This is a genomic window from Phocaeicola sartorii JCM 17136 = DSM 21941 (genome assembly GCF_054653615.1).
In genome coordinates, this window is the sequence record NZ_BAAIFW010000005.1 from 640,882 (window position 1) to 662,331 (window position 21,450).

The following is a 21,450-nucleotide window of genomic DNA, read 5'->3' on the forward strand; positions in this document are numbered from 1 at the left end:
ACACAACTTTTTTTTCTTTTTTTTGAACCTGCCTCTTGGCCGGTCATTTTAAATGAATACTTTCTGCTGTCAATTCGTATTTTTTAGTCTGTGTATTTGGTTATTGAAAGATTAAACACTAATTTTGCAACCTCTTTGGTGAAAAACAGAAAGAAGTAATAATTAAATAAATAAAGTTCAGAATGAATATTTCATTGCAAAACGTTGACAAAGTGAGCGCATTGCTTACTTTGAAGCTGGAAAAAGCTGATTATCAGTCAAGAGTAGAAAAAACACTGAAGACTTATTGTCAGAAAGCTAATATCCCGGGTTTCCGTCCGGGTATGGTACCTATGAGTTTGATTAAAAAACAATTTGGTAAGTCTGTCCTTGTAGAAGAGGTTGATAAAATGATGCAGGAAAAGGTGAACGAATATATCCGCGACAATAAAGTGAATATGCTGGGTATGCCGTTGCCTAATGAAGAAAAGATGCAACCCATCGATTTTGACACTCAAGAAGACTTTGAGTTTGTGTTCGACATCGCTTTGGCTCCTGAATTTACCGCTGAAATCTCTTCTGCGGATACCGTTGACTACTACACGATCGAGGTTTCGGACGAACTGATAGACCAGCAGGTTAAGATGTATACTCAGCGTGCTGCAAAATATGATAAAGTGGAGCAGTATGAAGACAAGGACATGATTAAAGGTCTGTTGGCTGAATTGGATGAGAATGGAAACACTAAAGAAGGCGGTATTCAGGTAGAAGGCGCGGTGATGATGCCGGCTTACATGAAGAACGACGAACAAAAGGCTGTTTTCAACGGTGCTAAAGTAAACGATGTACTGGTATTCAATCCTGCAGTGGCATTCGATAATAATGAAGCGGAACTGTCTTCCTTGCTGAAGATAAAGAAAGAGGAAGTGGCCGGCGTGAAAGGTAACTTCAGCTTCCAGATCGAAGAGATTACCCGTATGGTTCCTGCTGAGTTGAATCAGGAATTGTTCGACAGCGTATTTGGCGAAGGTGCCGTAAGCAGCGAAGAAGAATTCCGTGCTAAGATTAAAGAAGGAATTGCAAAGCAGTTCGAATCAGATAGTGATTACAAATTCTTGGTTGATGTTCGTGAATATTTGGTCAACAAGATTGGCAAGCTGGAATTCCCTGACGCATTGCTGAAGCGCATCATGTTGCTGAATAATGAGGAAAAGGGTGAAGCTTTTGTCGCTGAGAACTATGACAAGAGCATTGAAGAACTGACTTGGCATCTGATTAAAGAGCAATTGCTTGAGAATAACGCCATTAAAGTGGAACAAGCCGATGTGATGAACATGGCTAAGGAAGCTACCCGCATTCAGTTCGCTCAATACGGAATGTTGAATATCCCTGAAGATGTTCTTGAAAACTATGCTAAAGAAATGTTGAAGAAGAAGGAATCCGTAGAAGGTTTGGTGAACCGTGCTGCTGAAAGCAAACTTTCCGCCGCATTGAAAGCCAAGGCTACTTTGAACCACAAAACGGTTTCTATGGAAGAATTCAACAAAATGTTTGAATAATAACTTAGTAAGTCGAAGTAAGTGATTGCTAAAACTTTCTAAAAAAAGGGGTTTTTGACCATAAATTTTCATTATAGATAAGAGTATCAGGTACGTTAACCGTATTTTTTTGTACTTTTGTTTGTTTGAAAAACGGGGGTTGAAAACCCTTTTTTGTTACTAATAACTAAACCATTAGATTATGGATGATTTTAGAAAATTTGCTACCAAGCATTTGGGAATGAATAGTATGGTGCTGGATGATGTCATCAAGTCACAGGGATATCTGAATCCTTATATTCTGGAGGAGCGTCAGTTGAATGTGACTCAGTTGGATGTGTTTTCCCGACTGATGATGGACAGAATCATCTTTCTGGGCACACAGATTGATGATTATACAGCCAATACCCTCCAGGCTCAGCTTTTATATTTGGACTCGGTAGAGTCTGGTAAAGATATATCTATTTATATCAATTCACCGGGCGGATCTGTTTATGCCGGACTGGGTATCTATGACACCATGCAGTTCATCAACAGTGATGTTGCCACGATTTGTACAGGTATGGCCGCCTCGATGGCCGCTGTGCTGCTGGTTGCGGGAGCGGAAGGCAAGCGTTCCGCGCTGACCCACTCACGCGTGATGATTCATCAGCCGATGGGCGGTGCGCAAGGACAGGCCTCGGACATTGAGATCACAGCCCGCGAAATCCAAAAATTGAAGAAAGAACTTTATACCATTATAGCAGACCACTCTCATACGGATTTTGACAAAGTATGGGCGGACTCTGACCGCGACTACTGGATGACAGCCCTGGAAGCTAAAGAATATGGTATGATTGATGAGGTTCTGTCACGCAAGCCGGCTGCTCTATAATGTATTTATTTTCATTCGAAAAGAATGACAGTACTAAAAACGACTCAAGTTTCTGTTGTAATCTGATACAGATTTCTTTCTTGAAGATGTATGGGGGAGACTTGAATATTTAAAGGAATGAACATTGGAAGATAATAAAACACCTAGAAACAGTAGAAGGAAATGTAGTTTCTGCGGACGTTCGGAAAATGAGGTCGGATTTCTGATAACCGGAATGAACGGCTGTATTTGCGACAGCTGCTCGGAGCAGGCATACGAAATTATACAGGAGGCCATGCATCAGAAAAAAGATGCGCCGGGTGAGCTGAACTTGAAGGAACTTCCGAAACCCAAGGAAATCAAGGATTTTCTGGATCAATATATTATTGGTCAGGATGACGCCAAACGTTACCTTTCCGTAGCCGTGTACAATCATTACAAGCGTCTGCTTCAAAAAGTGGACAAGGATGATATCGAGATTGAAAAGTCCAATATCATTATGGTAGGTAGTACAGGTACGGGAAAAACGTTGCTGGCACGTACTATAGCCAAGTTATTGCATGTGCCGTTCACTATAGTGGATGCCACCGTGCTGACAGAGGCAGGTTATGTGGGCGAGGACATCGAGAGTCTTCTGACCCGCTTGCTTCAAGTGGCCGATTATAATGTGGCGGAAGCTGAAAGAGGCATTGTGTTTATTGATGAGATTGACAAGATTGCCCGTAAAGGAGACAACCCCTCCATAACTCGTGATGTGAGTGGTGAAGGTGTGCAGCAGGGGCTGTTGAAATTGCTGGAAGGTTCCGTTGTGAACGTGCCGCCTCAGGGAGGGCGTAAGCATCCCGATCAGAAAATGATTCCGGTCAATACTAAAAACATTCTGTTCATTTGTGGCGGGGCGTTTGATGGCATTGAACGCAAGATCGCGCAACGCTTGAACACACATGTGGTAGGTTACAGTGCGGCAAAAGATGTGGTGAAGATAGACCGTGGCAACTTGATGCAATATATCGCCCCTCAGGACTTGAAGTCATTCGGGCTGATTCCTGAGATCATAGGCCGTCTGCCTATCCTGACCTATCTGAATCCGCTGGACAGAACTGCCTTGCGCAATATCTTGACGGAGCCGAAGAACTCCATCATCAAGCAGTACGTCAAACTGTTCGAAATGGATGGAGTCAAGCTGGAATTCCAGCCCGAAGTATTCGAGTATATTGTAGACAAAGCTATTGAATATAAGTTAGGCGCGCGCGGATTACGTTCCATTGTAGAGACGATTATGATGGACGTTATGTTTGAAATCCCCTCTCAGAAAGCGAAAAAGTACGAAGTGACACTCGATTTTGCGAAAAAACAGATGGGAAAGGCAAATATTTCGCGGCTGCAAACCGCTTAGTATCAAGAAATAAAGGGAGAGAGAAAGAAAAAAATGCAATTCTTCTGAAAAATATTACTCGAAATATTCGTGTAATTTGAGAACTTGTTTATAACTTTGTTAGGCAACAAAAGATGTAAAACAAGAAATCGGGAAAAACCGTGAAAAACTATTGATACAATGACGGAGAATATAAATTTAACGGACGCATTAAAAAAGTATTTTGGATTTGATACTTTCAAAGGTAATCAGGAAGCGATCATCCGTAATCTGCTTGCCGGAAATGATACATTTGTTTTGATGCCTACGGGCGGTGGTAAATCGTTATGCTATCAGTTGCCATCCCTTATCATGGATGGAACAGCAATCGTTATATCTCCTTTAATTGCATTGATGAAGAACCAGGTGGATGCCATGCGTAATTTCAGCGAGGAGGACGGAGTGGCACACTTCATCAACTCGTCATTGAACAAGTCGGCTATAGACCAGGTCAAATCGGATATTCTGAGCGGCAAGACCAAATTGCTCTACGTGGCTCCCGAGTCTTTGACGAAGGAGGAGAATGTGGATTTTTTGAGAGGAGTGAAGATCTCATTTTATGCAGTGGACGAAGCGCACTGTATTTCGGAATGGGGGCATGACTTCCGTCCGGAGTACCGCCGCATCCGTCCTATTATTAATGAAATAGGAAAGGCGCCGGTGATAGCCCTTACTGCCACCGCGACTCCGAAGGTGCGTATGGATATTCAGAAAAACTTGGGTATGCAGGACGCGCAGGAGTTCAAGTCTTCTTTCAATCGTCCGAACCTGTATTACGAAGTACGCTCGAAGACGAATAACATAGACAGGGATATTATCAAGTTTATCAAGGCTAATGCGGGTAAATCGGGTATTATCTATTGCCTGAGCCGTAAGAAGGTGGAAGAATTGGCCGAGGTGCTTCAGGCTAACGGGATCAACGCGCGCGCTTATCACGCCGGTATGGATTCTGCTACACGCACTGCCAATCAGGATGGTTTTTTGAAAGAGGATATAGATGTGATTGTCGCTACCATCGCTTTTGGAATGGGGATTGACAAGCCTGATGTGCGTTTTGTGATACATTATGATATTCCGAAAAGTCTGGAAGGCTACTACCAGGAAACGGGCAGGGCCGGACGGGACGGAGGGGAAGGACAGTGTATTACGTTCTATTCCAACAAGGACTTGCAGAAACTGGAGAAGTTTATGCAGGGAAAGCCCGTGGCAGAGCAGGAAATCGGTAAACAGTTGTTGTTGGAGACAGCTGCCTACGCAGAGTCGTCTATATGCCGCCGCAAATCATTGTTACATTATTTCGGGGAAGAATTTACAGAGGAGAATTGTGGAAATTGTGATAACTGTTTAAATCCTAAAAAGCAAGTGGAGGCTCAGGATTCATTATGCGCTGTGATTGAAGCAATCATAGCAGTGAAAGAAAATTTTAAAGCGGATTATATAATTGATATTCTTTTGGGTAAGGAAACGTCAGAAGTACTTGCTCATAAACATGAGGAACTGGAAGTGTTCGGTTCGGGCATGGGAGAAGAAGAAAGGATGTGGAATGCTGTCATCCGTCAGGCTTTGATAGCGGGTTATTTAAGCAAAGATGTAGAGAATTACGGTCTGTTGAAGGTTACTCCCGAAGGGCATAAATTCTTGAAAAAGCCGAAGTCTTTCAAGATTGTCGAGGACAATGATTTCGAGGAGGAAGAAGAGGAGACTCCGGTTCGGGGAGGTGCCTCTTGTGCGGTCGATCCGGTGCTTTACTCTATGTTGAAAGACTTGCGTAAGAAGCTGTCCAAGAAACTGGATGTTCCGCCGTATGTTATTTTCCAGGATCCTTCTTTGGAGGCGATGGCTACGATCTATCCGGTGACTTTGGAAGAATTGCAGAATATTCCGGGCGTAGGTGCCGGAAAGGCGAAACGCTATGGCCAGGAGTTCTGCGTATTGATAAAGAAGCATTGTGAGGAAAATGAAATAGAGCGTCCGGAAGATTTGCGTGTCCGCACGGTCGCTAATAAATCCAAGCTGAAAGTCTCTATCATCCAGGCTATTGACCGTAAGGTGGCTCTTGATGACATTGCCGTGTCAAAGGGACTGGAGTTCGGTGAACTGCTGGACGAGGTGGAGGCTATCGTTTATTCGGGTACCAAGCTGAATATTGATTACTTCTTGGAGGAAATCATGGATGAGGATCATTTGGATGATATCTATGATTACTTCAAAGAATCTACTACAGACAAGATAGATGATGCGATGGATGAACTGGGGGATGACTATACCGAGGATGAAATCCGGTTGGTCCGCATCAAGTTTATTTCTGAAATGGCGAATTGATGCTTTTTTGATTGTTTTGATAATAAGAAAGCCGGACTTGCACTCATTGCAGGTCCGGCTTTCTTTTTAACCGGCTCTTTTTTGCGTGGGGATAGAATATTTGCCTATATTTGCATAAACCTTAAACTTTGAACAATGAGATTTTTCATTTGGATTGTTTTTACTTTCTCATTGACCTCTTGTAATCATCAGCATCCTATGCGGCAGCAGTATTTGGAAAGAGCGGAAGCATATATGGAACAGCAACCGGACAGTGCTTTATCTCTTTTACAGCAATTGTCCGCTGATGATTGCCGGGGAGACGCGCAGAAAGCATACTACAATCTTTTGCTGACACAGGCTTTGGACAAGACCTGCCATTCTATCACCGATGCCCCTGTCGCTTCGGCGTTGGATTATTATCAACATAGTGAGGACTCATTAAGGAAAGCGAAAGCTTTCTTCTATCAGGGCAGGCAATACAGTGAGGCGAAAGAATATGAAGCGGCTGTCCCTCACTATCTGCGTGCGCTGACGGCTATGAAACCGTTGGATGAGCCTAAATACAAGGCGTTGTGCTATTCGCATCTGGGAAATGCCAATTTCAGACAAGGTTTGTATGCCAAGGGTTTGAGGTATTATAAAGATGCAGTTCGCACTTTCAAGGGAATAAAGGACAGTACCAATTATACCATATCTTTATTGGATGCCGGATATGGTTTTTTATTGCTGGCAAAACTTGATAGTGCGGAACACTATACCCTGCAAGGATTACGAATGGCAGAGTTGATTGATTCAAAGGTGGAGGTACAGACTGCTGTCCGTAATTTGGGCATTATCTATTCGGAGCGGAAAGAATATCAAAGAGCCTTGAATATTCTTCTATCTGCTAGAAATAAAGTGCTAGATGGTGATTATTCCTATTTTTATTCTTTGTCTAACGTATATATACACCAAGAACAATATGATTCCGCTGTATATTATGCGGAGTATATAATTAAGAATGATAGTGATTGGTATGGACAGGCCAGCGGTTATCTTTCTCTGTATAAGATAGCAAAGAAACGGAAGGATTGGGAAAAGGCTTTGGCTTATAAAGAGAAATATGACCTATATGCTGACAGTATCCATGAGCATACGCAAACGGTGAAACTGGAAGAGATCCAACTGAAGTATGACAATCAGGATTTGGCCCATGAAAAGGAATTGCTTGCCATAAACAAGCAGCACAATGAATGGCGGATGGGTGGTGTCATTGTGTTTATTATTCTGCTTTTGCTCTACATCCTGTCTGTCTATAAGCGCGAGAAAGTGAAGAAAGAGCGGTGCATTCTGTTGTTACAGAAGCAGATATGGGAGAATGAAAACACTTTGTTCGCCTTGCAGCGCGATTATGTCAAGCGGAATAAGGAAATAGAGGAATTGTCTTTCCGTTATGCACAGAACAATGAAAGCCTGTCTGCCGAAAATGAAGAGGTGAGGCGGAATCTGGAGGAATTGCAACAGAAGAATAAGGAGGAGAATCTCAAGTTGGTGGATCAAAATAAGATTTTGCTGGACGAGCTGAAGAAATATAAGGATATAAAGATGGAGGGTGGGAAGTACTATGAAACCGTCCTCTTTATCATTCAGCTTCTGGATAATCCCGGCACGGCTTATGCCCTGACTCCGGAAGAATTGGATGCTATAGAGTATTTTGTCATCCGTTTGTTCGGTCCCATGTTTCAAAGCCGTGTCGAGGCTGTGGGGCTGAGTGCCACCGAACGGAAGTTGTGGTGCTTGTTACAGTTGGGCTTTCCTCATGCTTCTATTGCCACTTTTCTGTGCATTACTCCTCAATCTGTTTCAAGAGCCAAACTCCGGATGAAGAAAAAGATACAGGAATTTATGGCAGATGATACGGATAAACTCTATCTGTGATGCGTGTCCGTTGATGTTCTTGTCTATCGACGGTGCTTCGGATGTATTGGTTTTGATTTATAAACCACTGGTATATAGATATTTATTAAATATTTCTCAACCTGCTATTTGTCTATCCTGCTTTTTAGGTTGTTCATTGCATTATTCCTAATTTTACCGACGTTAAACTAATGAAATGTAGTCATGAAAAATAAATTGGTAGTATCCGATGCTTTTTCTTTATAATAAATGCTATCTTGTATGTTCATTGATTTTTGGTGTGAAATATATGAGTCTGTAAAAAGAAAGCCTTCACGTACTATTCTGACCGGTATAGGCATATCATGGGGGATTTTTATCCTGATAGTCTTGGTTGGAATAGGTTCCGGCTTCGAACGGGGAATATTCAAACTCTTTAATGGATTCTCTAAAAGCACGACTTATGTATATGCGTCAGAAACATCAATGGGATATAAAGGAGCGGCTAGCGGAAGAAAAATACAATTTCAAAAAGAAGATTTGGATATGTTGAAATCAAGAATACCCGAGATAACCCATCTGTCGCCCGAAACGGGACGTTGGAACGCTGTTTATGCCGGCACGAAGAATGGCTGGTTTGAGACGCGAGGGGTATATCCTGATTACTTCTTGATAAAATTGTTGGAGGTAGAGCATGGTAGAATATTGAATGCCTTGGATATGAATGAAGCTCGAAAAGTGGTATTGATAGGTGAAAATGTGGCGGATATGCTTTTCAGAAAAGAAAATCCCATTGGCAAGTATATCCGTATGGGGCAGTAGATGTTCCGGGTGATTGGAACAATAAAGAATACGATGCTTAATTCGTATGAGGCAAGAGTCATTTATATGCCTTATTCGGTCTATGAGCAGGTTGATGCCACTGCCGGGCGGTTTGGCACAGTTGTATTCTCTACAGTGAAAGGAGCCAAAATAAAGGAGGTGAATACCCATGTGCGGAATGTGATGGCCAGAAAATATCAATTTGCCCCAAGTGATGATAAAGTCTTTTACTTTAATAGCATGGAGGAACAGGTAAAGGCATTTACTGACTTATTTGTCATGATTCGCAAGTTCCTGTGGTTTATGGGAATCAGCACATTGGTCAGTGGTGTAATAGGAGTAGGCAATATCATGTATTCATCGGCAAAGGAGCGTACTCGTGAAATAGGTATCCGCAAGTCTGTAGGTGCCAAGGCACAGCAGATAAAGGCTATGTTTTTATGGGAATCCATAGCTCTTACTTCTTTAGCCGGATATGTAGGGTTGGTTTTGGGATGGGGGATACTGAAGGTTGTAGCACTTTTCATCTCAGAAGACACTCCGATGATGGAAAAACCGGGACTGGATTTTCCGACAGCTGTTGCCGCCATATTTATCTTAGTGATAGCAGGAACATTGGCCGGGCTGAGGCCGGCAATATATGCGGCGGAACTGAACCCTATAGAAGCTCTAAAAGAAGAAAATTAATATGAAAGTAGTAAGAACTGTTATATTATCCTTGATCTTGGTATTCTTGGCATTTGTCATTTACCGGGCGGTAAAGGGAGGTAGAAAGATACCCGCTTCTACTATCCGTGCCGAGTATCGGAATATTGAGAGCAAACTTACTATTCCGGGGGTGATACAGCCTTCTAAAGAAATAGATATAAAATCGACTATCTCCGGTGTGTTGGAAAAGTTGTTGGTGCAGGTTGGAGATGAAGTGGTGGGAGGACAGCCATTGGCACAAATACGATATGTAAAAGATCCGTTGGAATACAGGCGGTTATTAAAGGAATTGGAAATAGCGGAAACCAGGTATTTGACTGCTGAAGCTAGTTTTGAGAGGACGGAAAATTTATATGTAAAAAAGTTGATAGCGCAAGAGGTGTATGAGGGCGAGAAAAGTAATTTGGCTGTTCTTCTGTCCGAATATGAATCCGTAGAATCGGAGTTGGATATGTTGAAAGGGCAATATAATCAAAAGGGAATATCCAATATTATAACGGCTACTGACGCAGGTACTATATTGGAGCTTCCGATAAAAGAGGGTGGGTCTGTGATGGCAAGAGGTACATTGAATGAAGGAACAACCGTGGCTAGAGTGGCAGATCTGCAATCGTTAGTATTTAAAGGAAACGTATTGGAATCTGATATATTGAAACTTGCTGTAGGGATGGAGCTGTCATTATCGGTTCCTATGGATAAGAATATAACTATTGACGGAGTATTAAGACTTGTCGCTCCCAAGGGAATTGTACAGGATGGAGTCGCGCGTTTTGAGATAACTGCCGGTTTGTTTATACCTGAAGAATATAAGCAAATGATAAAAGCCGGTGGTACGGCCAATGCAGAAATAGTGGTGGAGCGGAAAAACCACGTGCTGGCTTTGGAAGAGAAATATTTTCAGTTTAGCTATGATTCTGTTTTTGTAGAAATAGTAGCTAATGGCAGTAAATATGAGAAACGGTTTCTGAAAACAGGTATCTCGGATGGAATATATACTGAGATCATTTCAGGAGTAGATAGTCTGGATCATATAAAAAAGCAGAAAGAGGAAATATGAGAACAAGGAATACTATACAAAGAATTTGGATTATCATTATGATGTCATTTGTAGGCATATATACGTATGGGCAATACACAATCCAAATATTGCAAAAATCGTGTAAGTACACATTTGTAATACCGGAGGGATGGGATACCATTCCTAGGTCGGTTCTTATGCAGAAACTTCCGGGATATTCGATTGATGCAGGATTATATCCCTTACAGCAGCAGGAGTATTTCAAAGGGAATTACATATTGATAAATTTCCTGCCTACGATAAAAACACTTAATGGATTCCCGTTTAAACAAATTGAAGAAGATTTGGTGAAGATGAATAAAAAAAAACTACTACCGAATACAGATACATTAAGGGTGACATATAAAGGAACAGAATCTAAAAAGCTTGACGGTTATTGCCATGTTTATACTTTATCTTCAATAGTTAAAGACAGTGTGGCGTTAGAATGTGTACAGGATTTGCTCCTGACCAAGTTCGGATATGTTTCATTATCCGGTTATCAAAAAGAGGGTGGTAAATATGCTTTGTCAGAACTATTGGATGTAATGACTCGAAATATTCAGATTCAGCAACCCTATAAATATGTAGAATCTGCCCCCAAGCAACATATCACATGTGTTCAAGTGATGGTATCAGTGTGTATAGGTTTGTTGGTATATATTATAATTATACTCTTTTCAAAAAGGAAGAAAAATAAAAAATGAAACAGGCGATATATATCATATTATTTGGCTTGCTTATATCATTACATATAGGTATAAATGGCTTGTTTGTGGAATCTCAGGCACTGTTTTGCGTGTTTGCGGTTGCACTACTTTGCTGTACCTTGTTTGTAACAGGTAACAATCTATATGTAAGTAAAGGTCTTTGTGCTGTCGCTATTTTTGTAGCTTATCTTTTCATAATGTATGCTTTTAAAGGGAATGTATATGATAATTATAAGATTTATGTTGTATTGACATGCTGGTTTCTGTTTTTTACCTTTATACCAATCTTTTGCAAAAATAGAAATTACTTAAAACTGGTTTGTTGGCTAACAGTGATTGGGGCCTATCTTGAAATTGTTTTTGGATTTGGTCAACAGTTTGGATGGATTGGAAATAGTGATGACTATTTTATATTAGGTGGATCATTGGGAAACCCCGGTGCTTATGCAGGATACTTCAGCGTAGTATTGCCCTTAGTTCTTTCTTTGATGTTAGGATATAAGCGGAATAAGAAGGCAGAGAATTTGTATTTTGCCTTGTTTGTATGCGTTTTGTTTATGTTGTACTTTATTATAATATCTCAATCAAGAGGAGCATGGATAGCCTGTTTGTTTGGGTCTCTATTTGTATTGAATAAGCATTGTCGGATCTATAATAAAATATGTTATTACCTGCATACAGTTGTGCGAAAACTCATTGTTGCTTCAGTTGCGGTTGTTTTGTTGTTTGGAGTATTCCACGTGCTATACCAATTTAAGGCGGATTCAGCTTTTGGACGTTTATTTATATGGAAAGTTGTTATGGCTGCTCCACAAAAAAATATTTTAACGGGTAGAGGAATTGGTGCATTTGAAGCTGAATATGGCAAATGGCAAATGGAATATTTTGCTAAAAATGGAGGAACGGAGAAAGAGCGGTATGTTGCAGACTATGTGGCGTGTGCATATAATGAATTTTTGCAGGTATATGTGGAACAAGGTATTATAGGGTTATTCCTGTTATCTGTTATCTTATTTTTTGCTTTTAAGAGAGAAGATACACATTGTTCTCTGTATATTTCCGGTGCTAAAGCGTCACTTATAGCTATATTGGTGCTGTGTTGTGTTTCTTATCCTTTTCAAATACCGTTAATATATCTTCAGTTCATTTTGTCGTTGGCTGTTTTGTTTTATAAACCAAGTCCGGATGATTGTTTGTTGAGGATAAAGTTCTTTAAGGCTAATTTGATAACTTCTGTATTGGGACTGTTGATTGTCGGTATGGGACTTCATAATTTATATGGATATTATTTGTTACGGACAGGGCAAAAATATGTTTTTGCCAATGATATAGATAATGCACTTATACATTATAAGAAGGCATATCCGTTTTTTAATAATAATGGGACTTATTTATTCTATTATGGTTCCGCATTGGCTTTACGAGGGAGATATAGAGAAAGTGTTGAAGTATTAGAAAAGGCTGCTCGGAAATCTTCTATGCCTAATATCTTTCTGATATTAGGTAATAATTATAAAAAGATAGGTGAAACAGATGCTGCTAAAATGTCATATTTAACTGCTGTATATAGTGTTCCCTCACGTCTATATCCTAAATATTTATTAGTGCAATTGCTGATGGAGTCATCGAATAAAGCAGAAGCGTATAGATGGGCAAAAGATATCCTTGCTACTAAGGAAAAAGTTCCTACAACAGCAGCAAAAGATATGAAAGATGAAATGAGTCATCTTATAGAAAATGAATTGTCTAACTTTAAAAATGAATTGCCTATGGAAACGGATTAGTTGAATTTGTTATCTGGTGCAAATGCCATGATATCGAATAGAGATAGAATTATGAAATAAAAAAATAAAATGATGTTCATTATGAAAACGAATAAAAAGGCTATATTAGGAATGTTAGTAGCTATTGTTATGTCATTGGGTGTTATGAATGGGGTGAATAGTAGAATATCCGATTCAGGTTTTCAACAAGTTTCTATTGGTTGTGGCTACATGGCTGGTGAAACAGAAGGTGGTGCATCGGGGGCATGGACTGCGGCTTCTGCACTTTCAGGTGCAGCGGCAGGGCAAATAGCTACAGGTGGAAGTTTTTTAGGCTGGACTCCTGTTGGTTGGGGAATGTGGGCTGGTGCCGGTGTTTGTGCATTATAAAATGAAAAGACCAAATGCGGAAAAAGTGGATTAAATTGTTTCCTTTTTTGATTGGTGCAGTAATAGCTTATTGCCTATTGTGGTATGTGATACCGCAAAATAAGGGGGGAGGAGTTGCTGCCTTATTGGTTGCTGCTATTTTACTGTTTTTTTTTATTTTACTGAGATTCGTTATCGGAAAGAATAAAAAAAAATGTAATTAGATACTAGCTTTTATAGGCTGATTAATAGGGATTTATGTTGTTTTAGACTTCTTTAATCAGCCTATTGTAATGTATGATAAATAAAAGCTCAATAAAATATTGCCGTTAGAGATTGAATATATTATGCGTATTAAAAATATTTAATGTGTGTATTTTGAATACATTTGTCTAATGTAGAAAGTCTATTTTATTATAACACTGATATTGAGAAAAAATTTATGTTATTACTTTAATATGATTTGTAATATGAAAAATGGATATTGTATAAAATCTTATGATAAATATTTCTTTTTTGTTTCATTTATCTTTTGGTTGATGCCTTTCTTGTTACGTATGTTTTTGATAGAATTACCAACGCTTCCAAAGACGAGTGAGTCTCAAACAGGAATTATTGTTTCACAAATAACAGAGGCTTTGGATAAAGAAGAATATTTTAAAGCATTTTTGGAGATATCCAGCAATAATCTACATGGTTGTATGATAAATATTCTAGGAGGATTTCTATTGGGTTTGGTAACACTTTTAAATTTATCAATAAATGGATTGGCTGCTTCTGATGTATTTATCACAGTTTATAATTCAGGTTTTGGATTAAATAATATTTTGAAGAGTACTCTGCCGCATAGTTTCGAATTGATTGGTTTTTGGTTATCTGGTGCAATGGGATTAGCTATAGCATGGGAAATGATTAGATTTATGCGTGGAAAAAAATCTTTCTCTGCAAAATTTTATAATCCAATGGCTCTATACTTGTGTGTCGTTTTTGTAATTACTTTAGGTGCAGCTTTTGTTGAAGTTTATATTTCTATAAAAGGATTGAAATGAGACAAATAATAAATGTTTTGTTAAGGTTGCCGAAATGGTATGGCTTGACTATTATATTGATATATAGTGTTATGATTGCAGAATTTGTAAAAGTCTTGAATACTCTGTTTATGGTGGGTGGTATTGAAAAAGTTGCTTTAATGGAGAAAATAGTGCAATTAAATTATGGACTTACAATTGTGTCTAGTATTATCGTTTGGATATTAATATGTTTATTATTTCATCTTATGGCTTTGTTATTTGATGGAAAGACAACGTTTGGAAGTTTTCTTATTGTAGCTGCATATCCTTATTTTATACCAGCTGTGATTCTCCTTTTTGCTGTTTTATTGTTGGATGGTATATCTATTGAAGACAGTGTTGATATAACGCAATTGATCTTACAGAATGATTCTTATAAAATAGTAATAAAAGCTTTGAATTATTCATTTGTCTTCTATTATTTATTAGTTGCTTGCATAATACATTATTTATATAATCTTAAATGGCTGTATGCCTTATTGTCTGTTGCTATACCTGTTGTGTCTATATATGCTGTAACAGAATTGTTTAAGTTAGTGATGTAGAAAAACTATATGATATGGAAGAGAAAAAAATAATATTTCGGTATGATACCTTATGTATTACAGAAGGTAGGTATGAATTTAAAAGAATCTATAAACGTCCTTGGAGAGTAATGCTTTGTGGCATCTTTAATATGAAACTTGTGGTGACTCTTATATTGGCTATACTCTTTTTTGTTTTTTGTATTCCTGTTTTAGGTGGACATCTCAATGCATTTGCATTTTTGCCTGTTGTATTTCCCGTTATATTTTTGTCTGTGATGGATTATTATGAGAAGCATAGAAACCTGATTATTCAGAAGGAAGATATACAAAGTATGAGCGTCAAGAACGATACGCTACTTATTTTTTATAGGAAAGAAAATAATAAAGCGACAAGTGCTGTAAAACTAGTGGAATTGAAGTCGGATATGTTACCTGATGAGGTGTTAGAATCTGTTTTTCAATAGATTCTCTATGGGATATAAAGCCTGTCTTGTTAGGATGGGGCTATCAAAAAAAGTAATTAAAAGAATGATTATGAAAGTAAAATGTTTATTGGCTGTTCTGTTGCTATCGGCTACAGTAACGGCATTCGCCTAGGAGGCGAAGTATGGAATCAAGTCTGCCATCCTCAAGAAAGAGGCGGTCACTATGGGGCAGAAAGTGCAAGGCGTGCAGTATTTTGACGATTACGGCAGAAAGGAGGCGTCTGAACTTACGATGAAAGTGGGAGGCGTGGCAAATGTGGAGAAACATATCCGGACAATAGCCGATGGGGATAAGATTATCTCTATTGATCTCGACATGAAGGTGGCCAATAAAGCAACTTTGCCCGTCAAGCCGGTCAACTATTTGAATCTGACGGATGAAATACGTGAACTGCACAAGATAAAGGAAGTGGGGACAGAAGAAATACTGGGCCGAAAGTGTACCAAGTACACTTTGGAGGTAGTGTATGGAGGACAAACCACCCATTCCACGGTCTGGATATGGAAAGGTATTCCGCTGAAGAACGAGACTTCATCCAATGGAATGGTTATCGTTACCGAGCAGGCTACGGAAATTCAGGAGAATGTAGAAGTCCCGGCCGAGAAGTTTTTGGTACCCGAAGGAGTAACGGTTCCTTAATCGGATATGAAATGTTGAGGCTTTTATCTTTTATATTTCTAATCAACGCGTTTTTTTCTTGCTTACCGGAAAAGACCGCCTTGGAACGTGCTTTGCGTGTGGCAGGCGATAACCGGACGGAGCTGGAAAAAGTACTGGCATACTATCAGGATGATACGTTGAAATATCAGGCAGCTTGTTTCCTTATTGAGAATATGCCGGATCAATATGCTGTGTTACCTTTGGATTCCACGGACACATACGCACGGGCTTTGTTGTCTTTGGATAAGGACGATCCCGTCAGTTGGGAAATATCCCGTTCGCTTGTGGCTGCTGTATTCGATTCTATTTCAAAAATCCAACCCGAATCCCGGATTAAAATAGTCAGGGATATAGAAGTTATGACAAGTGACTATTTGATAGAGAATATAGAATCGGCGTTTAAGGTATGGAATCGGAGGGGGGTGGCAAAGCATTATTCATTTGATGATTTCTGTTGTTATGTATTGCCTTATCGGGTGGCTCATGAACCTCTGTCTCATTGGCGGAGAACTGCCTTGCAGCGTTATGGCCACTGGCTGGATTCGTTGAATGCACCCCAGGATATAGCCCGCAGCATTGCCATGCGTTATCCGGTGCGCTATAATGCAGGCATGACCAAATATCCGTATATCATGAGTTATGAAGAAATGGACAGTTTGCAATGGGGAACTTGTGATGACATGACCGCTTTCCTCACTTTGTCTTTGCGTGCTATCGGCATACCTGCGGCAACGGATGTCGTCAAGGCGTGGGCCAACAGGAGTTCTGCACATTGTTGGAATGTAGTGAAAGACACTGCCGGACATTTTGTTGATATCGGTTACGGACCGGACGGGAAGAACTTTGTGGTCTATAAAGTTTCTAAAGTGTATAGAATGCAGTACCGGTCTCCCGGTGAGGAAGATGTGACACAAGGATATGATATGCCTTTGTCCGATGTCAGTTTTCCATTGGACGGTAAGAATGAACAGGCGTACTTGTGCACATTTAATAATAGTCGGTGGATACCGGTGGCCTTGGCAAGTTCGGAGAATGGGAACGTGACTTTCCGGAACATGGGAAGGGGACTTCTTTGGGGAGATAACAAGATAGATGGTTACAGGGAAGAAGGGAAAGGCATTGCATATCTTCCGGTCGTTCACGAACGGGGAATATTGAAACCTTTCGCCGCTCCGGTCATTTTATATGAAGGAGGTGAAATCCGCTCTCATCGCCCTGTTTTGTCCGATCGGGAATCTGTCACTTTACATCGCAAATATCCTAAGTCTAATAAAATAGCTGCTGATGTTCACGATAGTAATGAAGTGGTACCGGGTGATGACTATGAACTTTTCTATTGGAATGATGAATGGTGCAGCCTCGGTAGAAAAACAGCCGGACACGACACATTGGTATATGTGGAAGTACCCAAGAATGCATTGCTTTGGCTGCATAATCATACGAAGGGAAAAGAAGAGCGGATTTTCACGTATGAAAACGGAAAGCAGATTTGGTGGTAATATGGGGTGGATAGTCCGGATGAAGAAAAAAATACAGGAATTTATGGCAGATGATACGGGCAAGCTCTATTTGTGATGCGTGTCCGTTGATGTTCTTGTCTATAGATGATGCTCCGTTTGTATGAACTGCTATTTGTAATTTATTGGTATATAATTGTTTATAAAATGTTTCTTAGCCTGCAATTTGTCTATATTACTTTTTAGGTGGTTCATTGTATTATTCCTAATTTTACCGATGTCAAACTAATGAATAATGTAGTCATGAAAATCAAATTGGTATTGTATGAATGAAATGGATCATAGAATATCCGATTATGTGTTATAAAATGAAAAAAGGAAATGCAGAAAAAAGGATTAAATTGTTGCCTCTTGTGATTGGTGTAGTAATAACTTATTGTCTATTGTGGTATGTAATACCGCAAAACAAGGGCGGAGGAGTTGCGGCTCTATGGGTTGCGGCTATTTTACTTTTTTTTTACTCTACTGAGATTCATCATCGGAAAAAATGAAAGACGTAAATAGAAAGGAGTATATGGATGGAAAATGAAAAACAGGAATTATACTTCCGGTATGATACATTATACATAACTGGTGACAGATATGAGTTCAAAAAGGTCAAGAAACGGTCTTTGGGAATAAAGCTTCGCAATTTCTTGAGTGTTAAGATGGTGGCGGCCAGTCTTTTTTGGGGGCTGTTAGTTCTCTCTCCTAGTTTTATAGAACATCGTTTTAGCATCTATCCGCTTTTTGTATTTGTATGTCCAGCTGTTATAATTTTTAGTACGAGTTGTCATGAGATATACAAGGATATGGTACTCTGGAAGGAAGATATAATAAGCATGAGGGTAAAGGGTAGCAGATTGATTATCTTGTACAGAAATGAAAGCGGTGACCCTTCCAGATACACCAAGAAACTAGAATTGCAGCCGGGGAGATATTCGTTGGAAGAATTGGGTGAGGCTTTGGGGTATGCTTTACGGTAGAGGGTGTCTGGTCTATCTTTGCGGATGGATGAAAATTTGTGTCTTTGATGATTTGAAAGTTCAATATCCATTAACTACGGACGTGGTTAAGTCTAGTCACCTAGCCTGAATAATTCATAACCTTTGCTATTTTAGTCACTCACGTTTTCTCCTGTACAATTTGCAACCGAGATAGATCTTGATACTAGAGGTATCATGAACGATCATATCCCACTGAAAAAAGTAAGATATCTTCGTGGCCAAAGTAAGATATGTTCCCGGGCAAAGTAACACCACTTACTTGGCTCACGAAGATATCTTACTTTTCTTTACAACCAAACAGGCCTCACAGACATCTCATGCCAGTGACGATAAACGAAGAACCGTGGAACTCAGGGTTGTTCTTTGAATAGATGTTTTGTCTTATCCCAAATTTTTTGTTTATTTGGGAATCACACTTTGTGCAATTTAAGAGCCTGTTAAAATTTTATTCAATAGCATCCTAATAGATGCTAGTTTGACCATTTCCTCTGCCGAATCGAATGTCCATTCATCGTTTCGGCAGAGTCTTCTATAGTTGTCAAACCATGAAAATGTCCTTTCCACAATCCATCTTTTTCCTATTGGCTTGAATCCATTTACCTTATCTCCACTTACCACAACTTCAAGGATATATCCAAAAGCAGTTTTTATCTTGTCCGCTATTTCCCCACGATAACCGGCATCGGTTAATATGATTTTACCTAGACTACATTCTGCTTTTTGTCCCATATTGACACGCACTTTTTCACGTAAGTTGTTCAATAACAAATCAAATTCACCTAGAGAACACCATTTGCGATAATAATAGTAAACCAGCTCCCAAGGAGCAAAATTAGAAGGAAGCATACGCCACTGACATCCTGTTTTGACCAGGTAGAAGATAGTATTCCATATTTCACGCAAATCATATTTTCGTTTCCTTTCTTGCAGGTTCAAGATTTTCTTGATAACTTGCCACTGTGTTTCTTCTAAATCCGTACAATACATAATTATTTTAAGCTTGGTAACTAAAAATAATCATTTTGACGGAAAGAAGAAACACTCTTTTTACTTCAAACTACAAAATTAAAACAGGCTCTAAATCTTTCTTTGCATTTTGTTATGCTTCTATTTATTTGTTTTCCAAGTATATTTGACTATATTTGCAAAATATTCGTGTAATACAAAGGAGGTATATTCGTGTTTTACAACAGCAGAATATTCGTGTAATACATAAGAAAATCAAGATTATGGCAACGATAGCAGAACTGTTAGCATCTTCTTTGGATGCACTGAAACAAGTGCAACAGGGTAATGATTTTACGATAATCAGAAGTAGTGACTTATCCCGGACACACATAAAAAGATTGGTTGATAATCATTTTCTCAAACCCATCATAAAGGGTTGGTATGTGGTTACCGACCCAAGGGCAATGCCGGGCGACAGTACGGCGTGGTATGCTTCGTTTTGGAACTTTATTACCCGATATGCAAATGAACGCTACGGCAATGAGTGGTGTTTATCTGCCGAACAATCATTGTCGATATATACAGGTGCTACCACCATACCAAACCAAGTTCTTATAAGAGCACCTAAAGGCAACGACTATATGGTTCCGTTAATTCCTCCGACCTCTGTTTTCAATTTGGGGGCAGAATTGCCCTTAAAGATTGATACGAACAATCCGTATAATCTCAACCTCTATACACTGGCGGAAGCTATTATCGTAGCTACGCCTACCATGTATCGCAACGATGCGCTAACGATGCGGACTGCCCTTGCAATGGTTCATGATAGCTCGGATATTTTGAAGATATTGGTTGATACAGGGCAAACAGTCCGGGCAGGCAGGGTGATTGGAGCATTTCGTAATATCGGGCGAACGGACATGGCCGATGAAATTGCCGGAACGATGAAGCGTATGGGTTATACTATTTATGAAGAAGACCCGTTTGAAAAGGTGATGGAAATTCATTTGTCACAATCTCCCTATGCTGTCCGTTTGCGCTTGATGTGGCAGAATATGAGAGAAGATGTAATAGCTAATTTCACCCGGCTTAAAAGTAATCTTTCCGCCAAAGAATTTTTAGAGCGAATGGAAACCCGATACAAATTGGATGCTTATCACTCCTTGTCTATCGAGGGATATCGGGTTACTGATGAATTAATAAACAAGGTAAAAAGCGGTGCATGGAAGCCGGATGGAGAGGATATGGATTCAAAGAATGCGCTTGCGGCACGTGGTTATTGGCAAGCCTTTCAGGAAGTCAAAAAGAGTGTATCCGATATTTTAAACGGTAGTAACAGTGCGGATGTGGCGGAACGGAACTTATCGGTATGGCACAGTGAAATGTTCATGCCTTGCGTTACGGCAGGCATTATCAAACCATCCGATATTGTCGGTTATCGTTCTCATCAGGTTTATATTCGTAATTCGATGCACACACCACTCAATCCGGGTGCACTTCGTGATGCCATGACCACTTTGTTTGAATTGCTTAAAGAAGAACAGGAAGCCTGTGTAAGAGCCGTCTTAGGTCATTTCCTGTTTACTTATATTCATCCCTTTATGGATGGAAACGGTCGTGTCGGGCGGTTCTTAATGAATACCATGTTGGCTTCGGGTGGTTACGATTGGTTGATTATTCCGGTGGAAAGGCGGGATGAATATATGGCAGCCCTCGAAAAAGCAAGCGTTGAGGGGAATATAGTCTCTTTTGTGAAATTTTTATCGAGTATTTAGAGCCTGTTTAAAAATTGTTGAAATAAAATTTTAAGAAGGTTTCCGTACCTGCCCACTAATATCTTTATTTGAAGTGACCAAGCTTATAA

19 protein-coding genes are annotated in these 21,450 nt (G+C 39.7%); 18 read left to right on the top strand and 1 reads right to left on the bottom strand.

What is annotated here, in order from left to right; translation table 11 throughout:
* The first annotated feature begins 182 nt into the window (after positions 1 to 182).
* The 17 genes from tig (at position 183) to ACYQ0C_RS02850 (ending at position 18,617) form a co-directional block, all read left to right on the top strand.
* Entirely contained in the window at positions 183 to 1,538 is a 1,356-nt protein-coding gene (tig, locus tag ACYQ0C_RS02770; RefSeq protein WP_016278252.1) for a trigger factor, read from the top strand.
* 181 nt (positions 1,539 to 1,719) lie between these two features.
* Entirely contained in the window at positions 1,720 to 2,391 is a 672-nt protein-coding gene (gene clpP, locus ACYQ0C_RS02775) for an ATP-dependent Clp endopeptidase proteolytic subunit ClpP (protein WP_016278251.1), read from the top strand.
* A gap of 124 nt (positions 2,392 to 2,515) precedes the next feature.
* Complete coding sequence (gene clpX, locus ACYQ0C_RS02780) at positions 2,516 to 3,766, top strand: ATP-dependent Clp protease ATP-binding subunit ClpX (RefSeq protein ID WP_016278249.1); 1,251 nt, start codon at positions 2,516 to 2,518, stop codon at positions 3,764 to 3,766.
* A gap of 159 nt (positions 3,767 to 3,925) precedes the next feature.
* Positions 3,926 to 6,106, top strand: a complete 2,181-nt coding sequence (recQ, locus tag ACYQ0C_RS02785) for a DNA helicase RecQ (RefSeq protein WP_016278248.1) — start codon at positions 3,926 to 3,928, stop codon at positions 6,104 to 6,106.
* 135 nt (positions 6,107 to 6,241) lie between these two features.
* Positions 6,242 to 8,005, top strand: a complete 1,764-nt coding sequence (locus ACYQ0C_RS02790; protein ID WP_016278247.1) for a tetratricopeptide repeat protein — start codon at positions 6,242 to 6,244, stop codon at positions 8,003 to 8,005.
* Positions 8,006 to 8,245: 240 nt separating this feature from the next.
* A complete protein-coding gene (locus tag ACYQ0C_RS02795) occupies positions 8,246 to 8,785 on the top strand; it encodes an ABC transporter permease (protein WP_016278246.1) in 540 nt (179 codons plus the stop codon).
* Between the two features lie 33 nt (positions 8,786 to 8,818).
* Complete coding sequence (locus ACYQ0C_RS02800) at positions 8,819 to 9,472, top strand: ABC transporter permease (protein ID WP_016278245.1); 654 nt, start codon at positions 8,819 to 8,821, stop codon at positions 9,470 to 9,472.
* A gap of 1 nt (position 9,473) precedes the next feature.
* On the top strand, positions 9,474 to 10,550 hold the full coding sequence (locus tag ACYQ0C_RS02805; protein ID WP_016278244.1) for an efflux RND transporter periplasmic adaptor subunit: 1,077 nt from the start codon (positions 9,474 to 9,476) through the stop codon (positions 10,548 to 10,550).
* A complete protein-coding gene (locus tag ACYQ0C_RS02810; protein WP_016278243.1) occupies positions 10,547 to 11,257 on the top strand; it encodes a hypothetical protein in 711 nt (236 codons plus the stop codon). Before ACYQ0C_RS02805 ends, ACYQ0C_RS02810 begins: the two co-directional genes overlap by 4 nt.
* Positions 11,254 to 13,044, top strand: a complete 1,791-nt coding sequence (locus ACYQ0C_RS02815; protein WP_016278242.1) for an O-antigen ligase family protein — start codon at positions 11,254 to 11,256, stop codon at positions 13,042 to 13,044. Before ACYQ0C_RS02810 ends, ACYQ0C_RS02815 begins: the two co-directional genes overlap by 4 nt.
* A gap of 81 nt (positions 13,045 to 13,125) precedes the next feature.
* Positions 13,126 to 13,413, top strand: a complete 288-nt coding sequence (locus ACYQ0C_RS02820; RefSeq protein ID WP_117694165.1) for a hypothetical protein — start codon at positions 13,126 to 13,128, stop codon at positions 13,411 to 13,413.
* A gap of 449 nt (positions 13,414 to 13,862) precedes the next feature.
* Positions 13,863 to 14,441 carry a stage II sporulation protein M gene (locus tag ACYQ0C_RS02825; RefSeq protein WP_016278239.1) on the top strand — a complete coding sequence of 193 codons (579 nt, stop codon included), beginning with the start codon at positions 13,863 to 13,865 and terminating at the stop codon, positions 14,439 to 14,441.
* Positions 14,438 to 15,007 (top strand): hypothetical protein, encoded by a 570-nt coding sequence (locus tag ACYQ0C_RS02830; protein WP_016278238.1) that lies wholly within the window; start codon positions 14,438 to 14,440, stop codon positions 15,005 to 15,007. Before ACYQ0C_RS02825 ends, ACYQ0C_RS02830 begins: the two co-directional genes overlap by 4 nt.
* Positions 15,008 to 15,021: 14 nt before the next feature.
* Positions 15,022 to 15,453 (top strand): hypothetical protein, encoded by a 432-nt coding sequence (locus ACYQ0C_RS02835; protein ID WP_016278237.1) that lies wholly within the window; start codon positions 15,022 to 15,024, stop codon positions 15,451 to 15,453.
* A gap of 184 nt (positions 15,454 to 15,637) precedes the next feature.
* On the top strand, positions 15,638 to 16,114 hold the full coding sequence (locus ACYQ0C_RS02840) for a hypothetical protein (RefSeq protein ID WP_016278236.1): 477 nt from the start codon (positions 15,638 to 15,640) through the stop codon (positions 16,112 to 16,114).
* 80 nt (positions 16,115 to 16,194) lie between these two features.
* Positions 16,195 to 17,634, top strand: coding sequence for a transglutaminase domain-containing protein (locus tag ACYQ0C_RS02845; protein ID WP_244964613.1), 1,440 nt, complete (start codon positions 16,195 to 16,197; stop codon positions 17,632 to 17,634).
* Positions 17,635 to 18,170: 536 nt separating this feature from the next.
* The gene (locus ACYQ0C_RS02850; protein ID WP_016278233.1) at positions 18,171 to 18,617 is read left to right on the top strand and encodes a hypothetical protein; all 447 of its coding nucleotides are present in this window, start codon (positions 18,171 to 18,173) and stop codon (positions 18,615 to 18,617) included.
* Positions 18,618 to 19,064: 447 nt separating this feature from the next.
* On the opposite strand, the gene ACYQ0C_RS02855 is transcribed toward ACYQ0C_RS02850, so the two are convergent.
* Positions 19,065 to 19,625 carry a transposase gene (locus ACYQ0C_RS02855; protein ID WP_016278232.1) on the bottom strand — a complete coding sequence of 187 codons (561 nt, stop codon included), beginning with the start codon at positions 19,623 to 19,625 and terminating at the stop codon, positions 19,065 to 19,067.
* A gap of 242 nt (positions 19,626 to 19,867) precedes the next feature.
* On the opposite strand from ACYQ0C_RS02855, the gene ACYQ0C_RS02860 reads away from it, so the two are divergent.
* Positions 19,868 to 21,361, top strand: a complete 1,494-nt coding sequence (locus tag ACYQ0C_RS02860; RefSeq protein WP_016278231.1) for a Fic family protein — start codon at positions 19,868 to 19,870, stop codon at positions 21,359 to 21,361.
* The last annotated feature ends 89 nt before the right edge of the window (positions 21,362 to 21,450 follow it).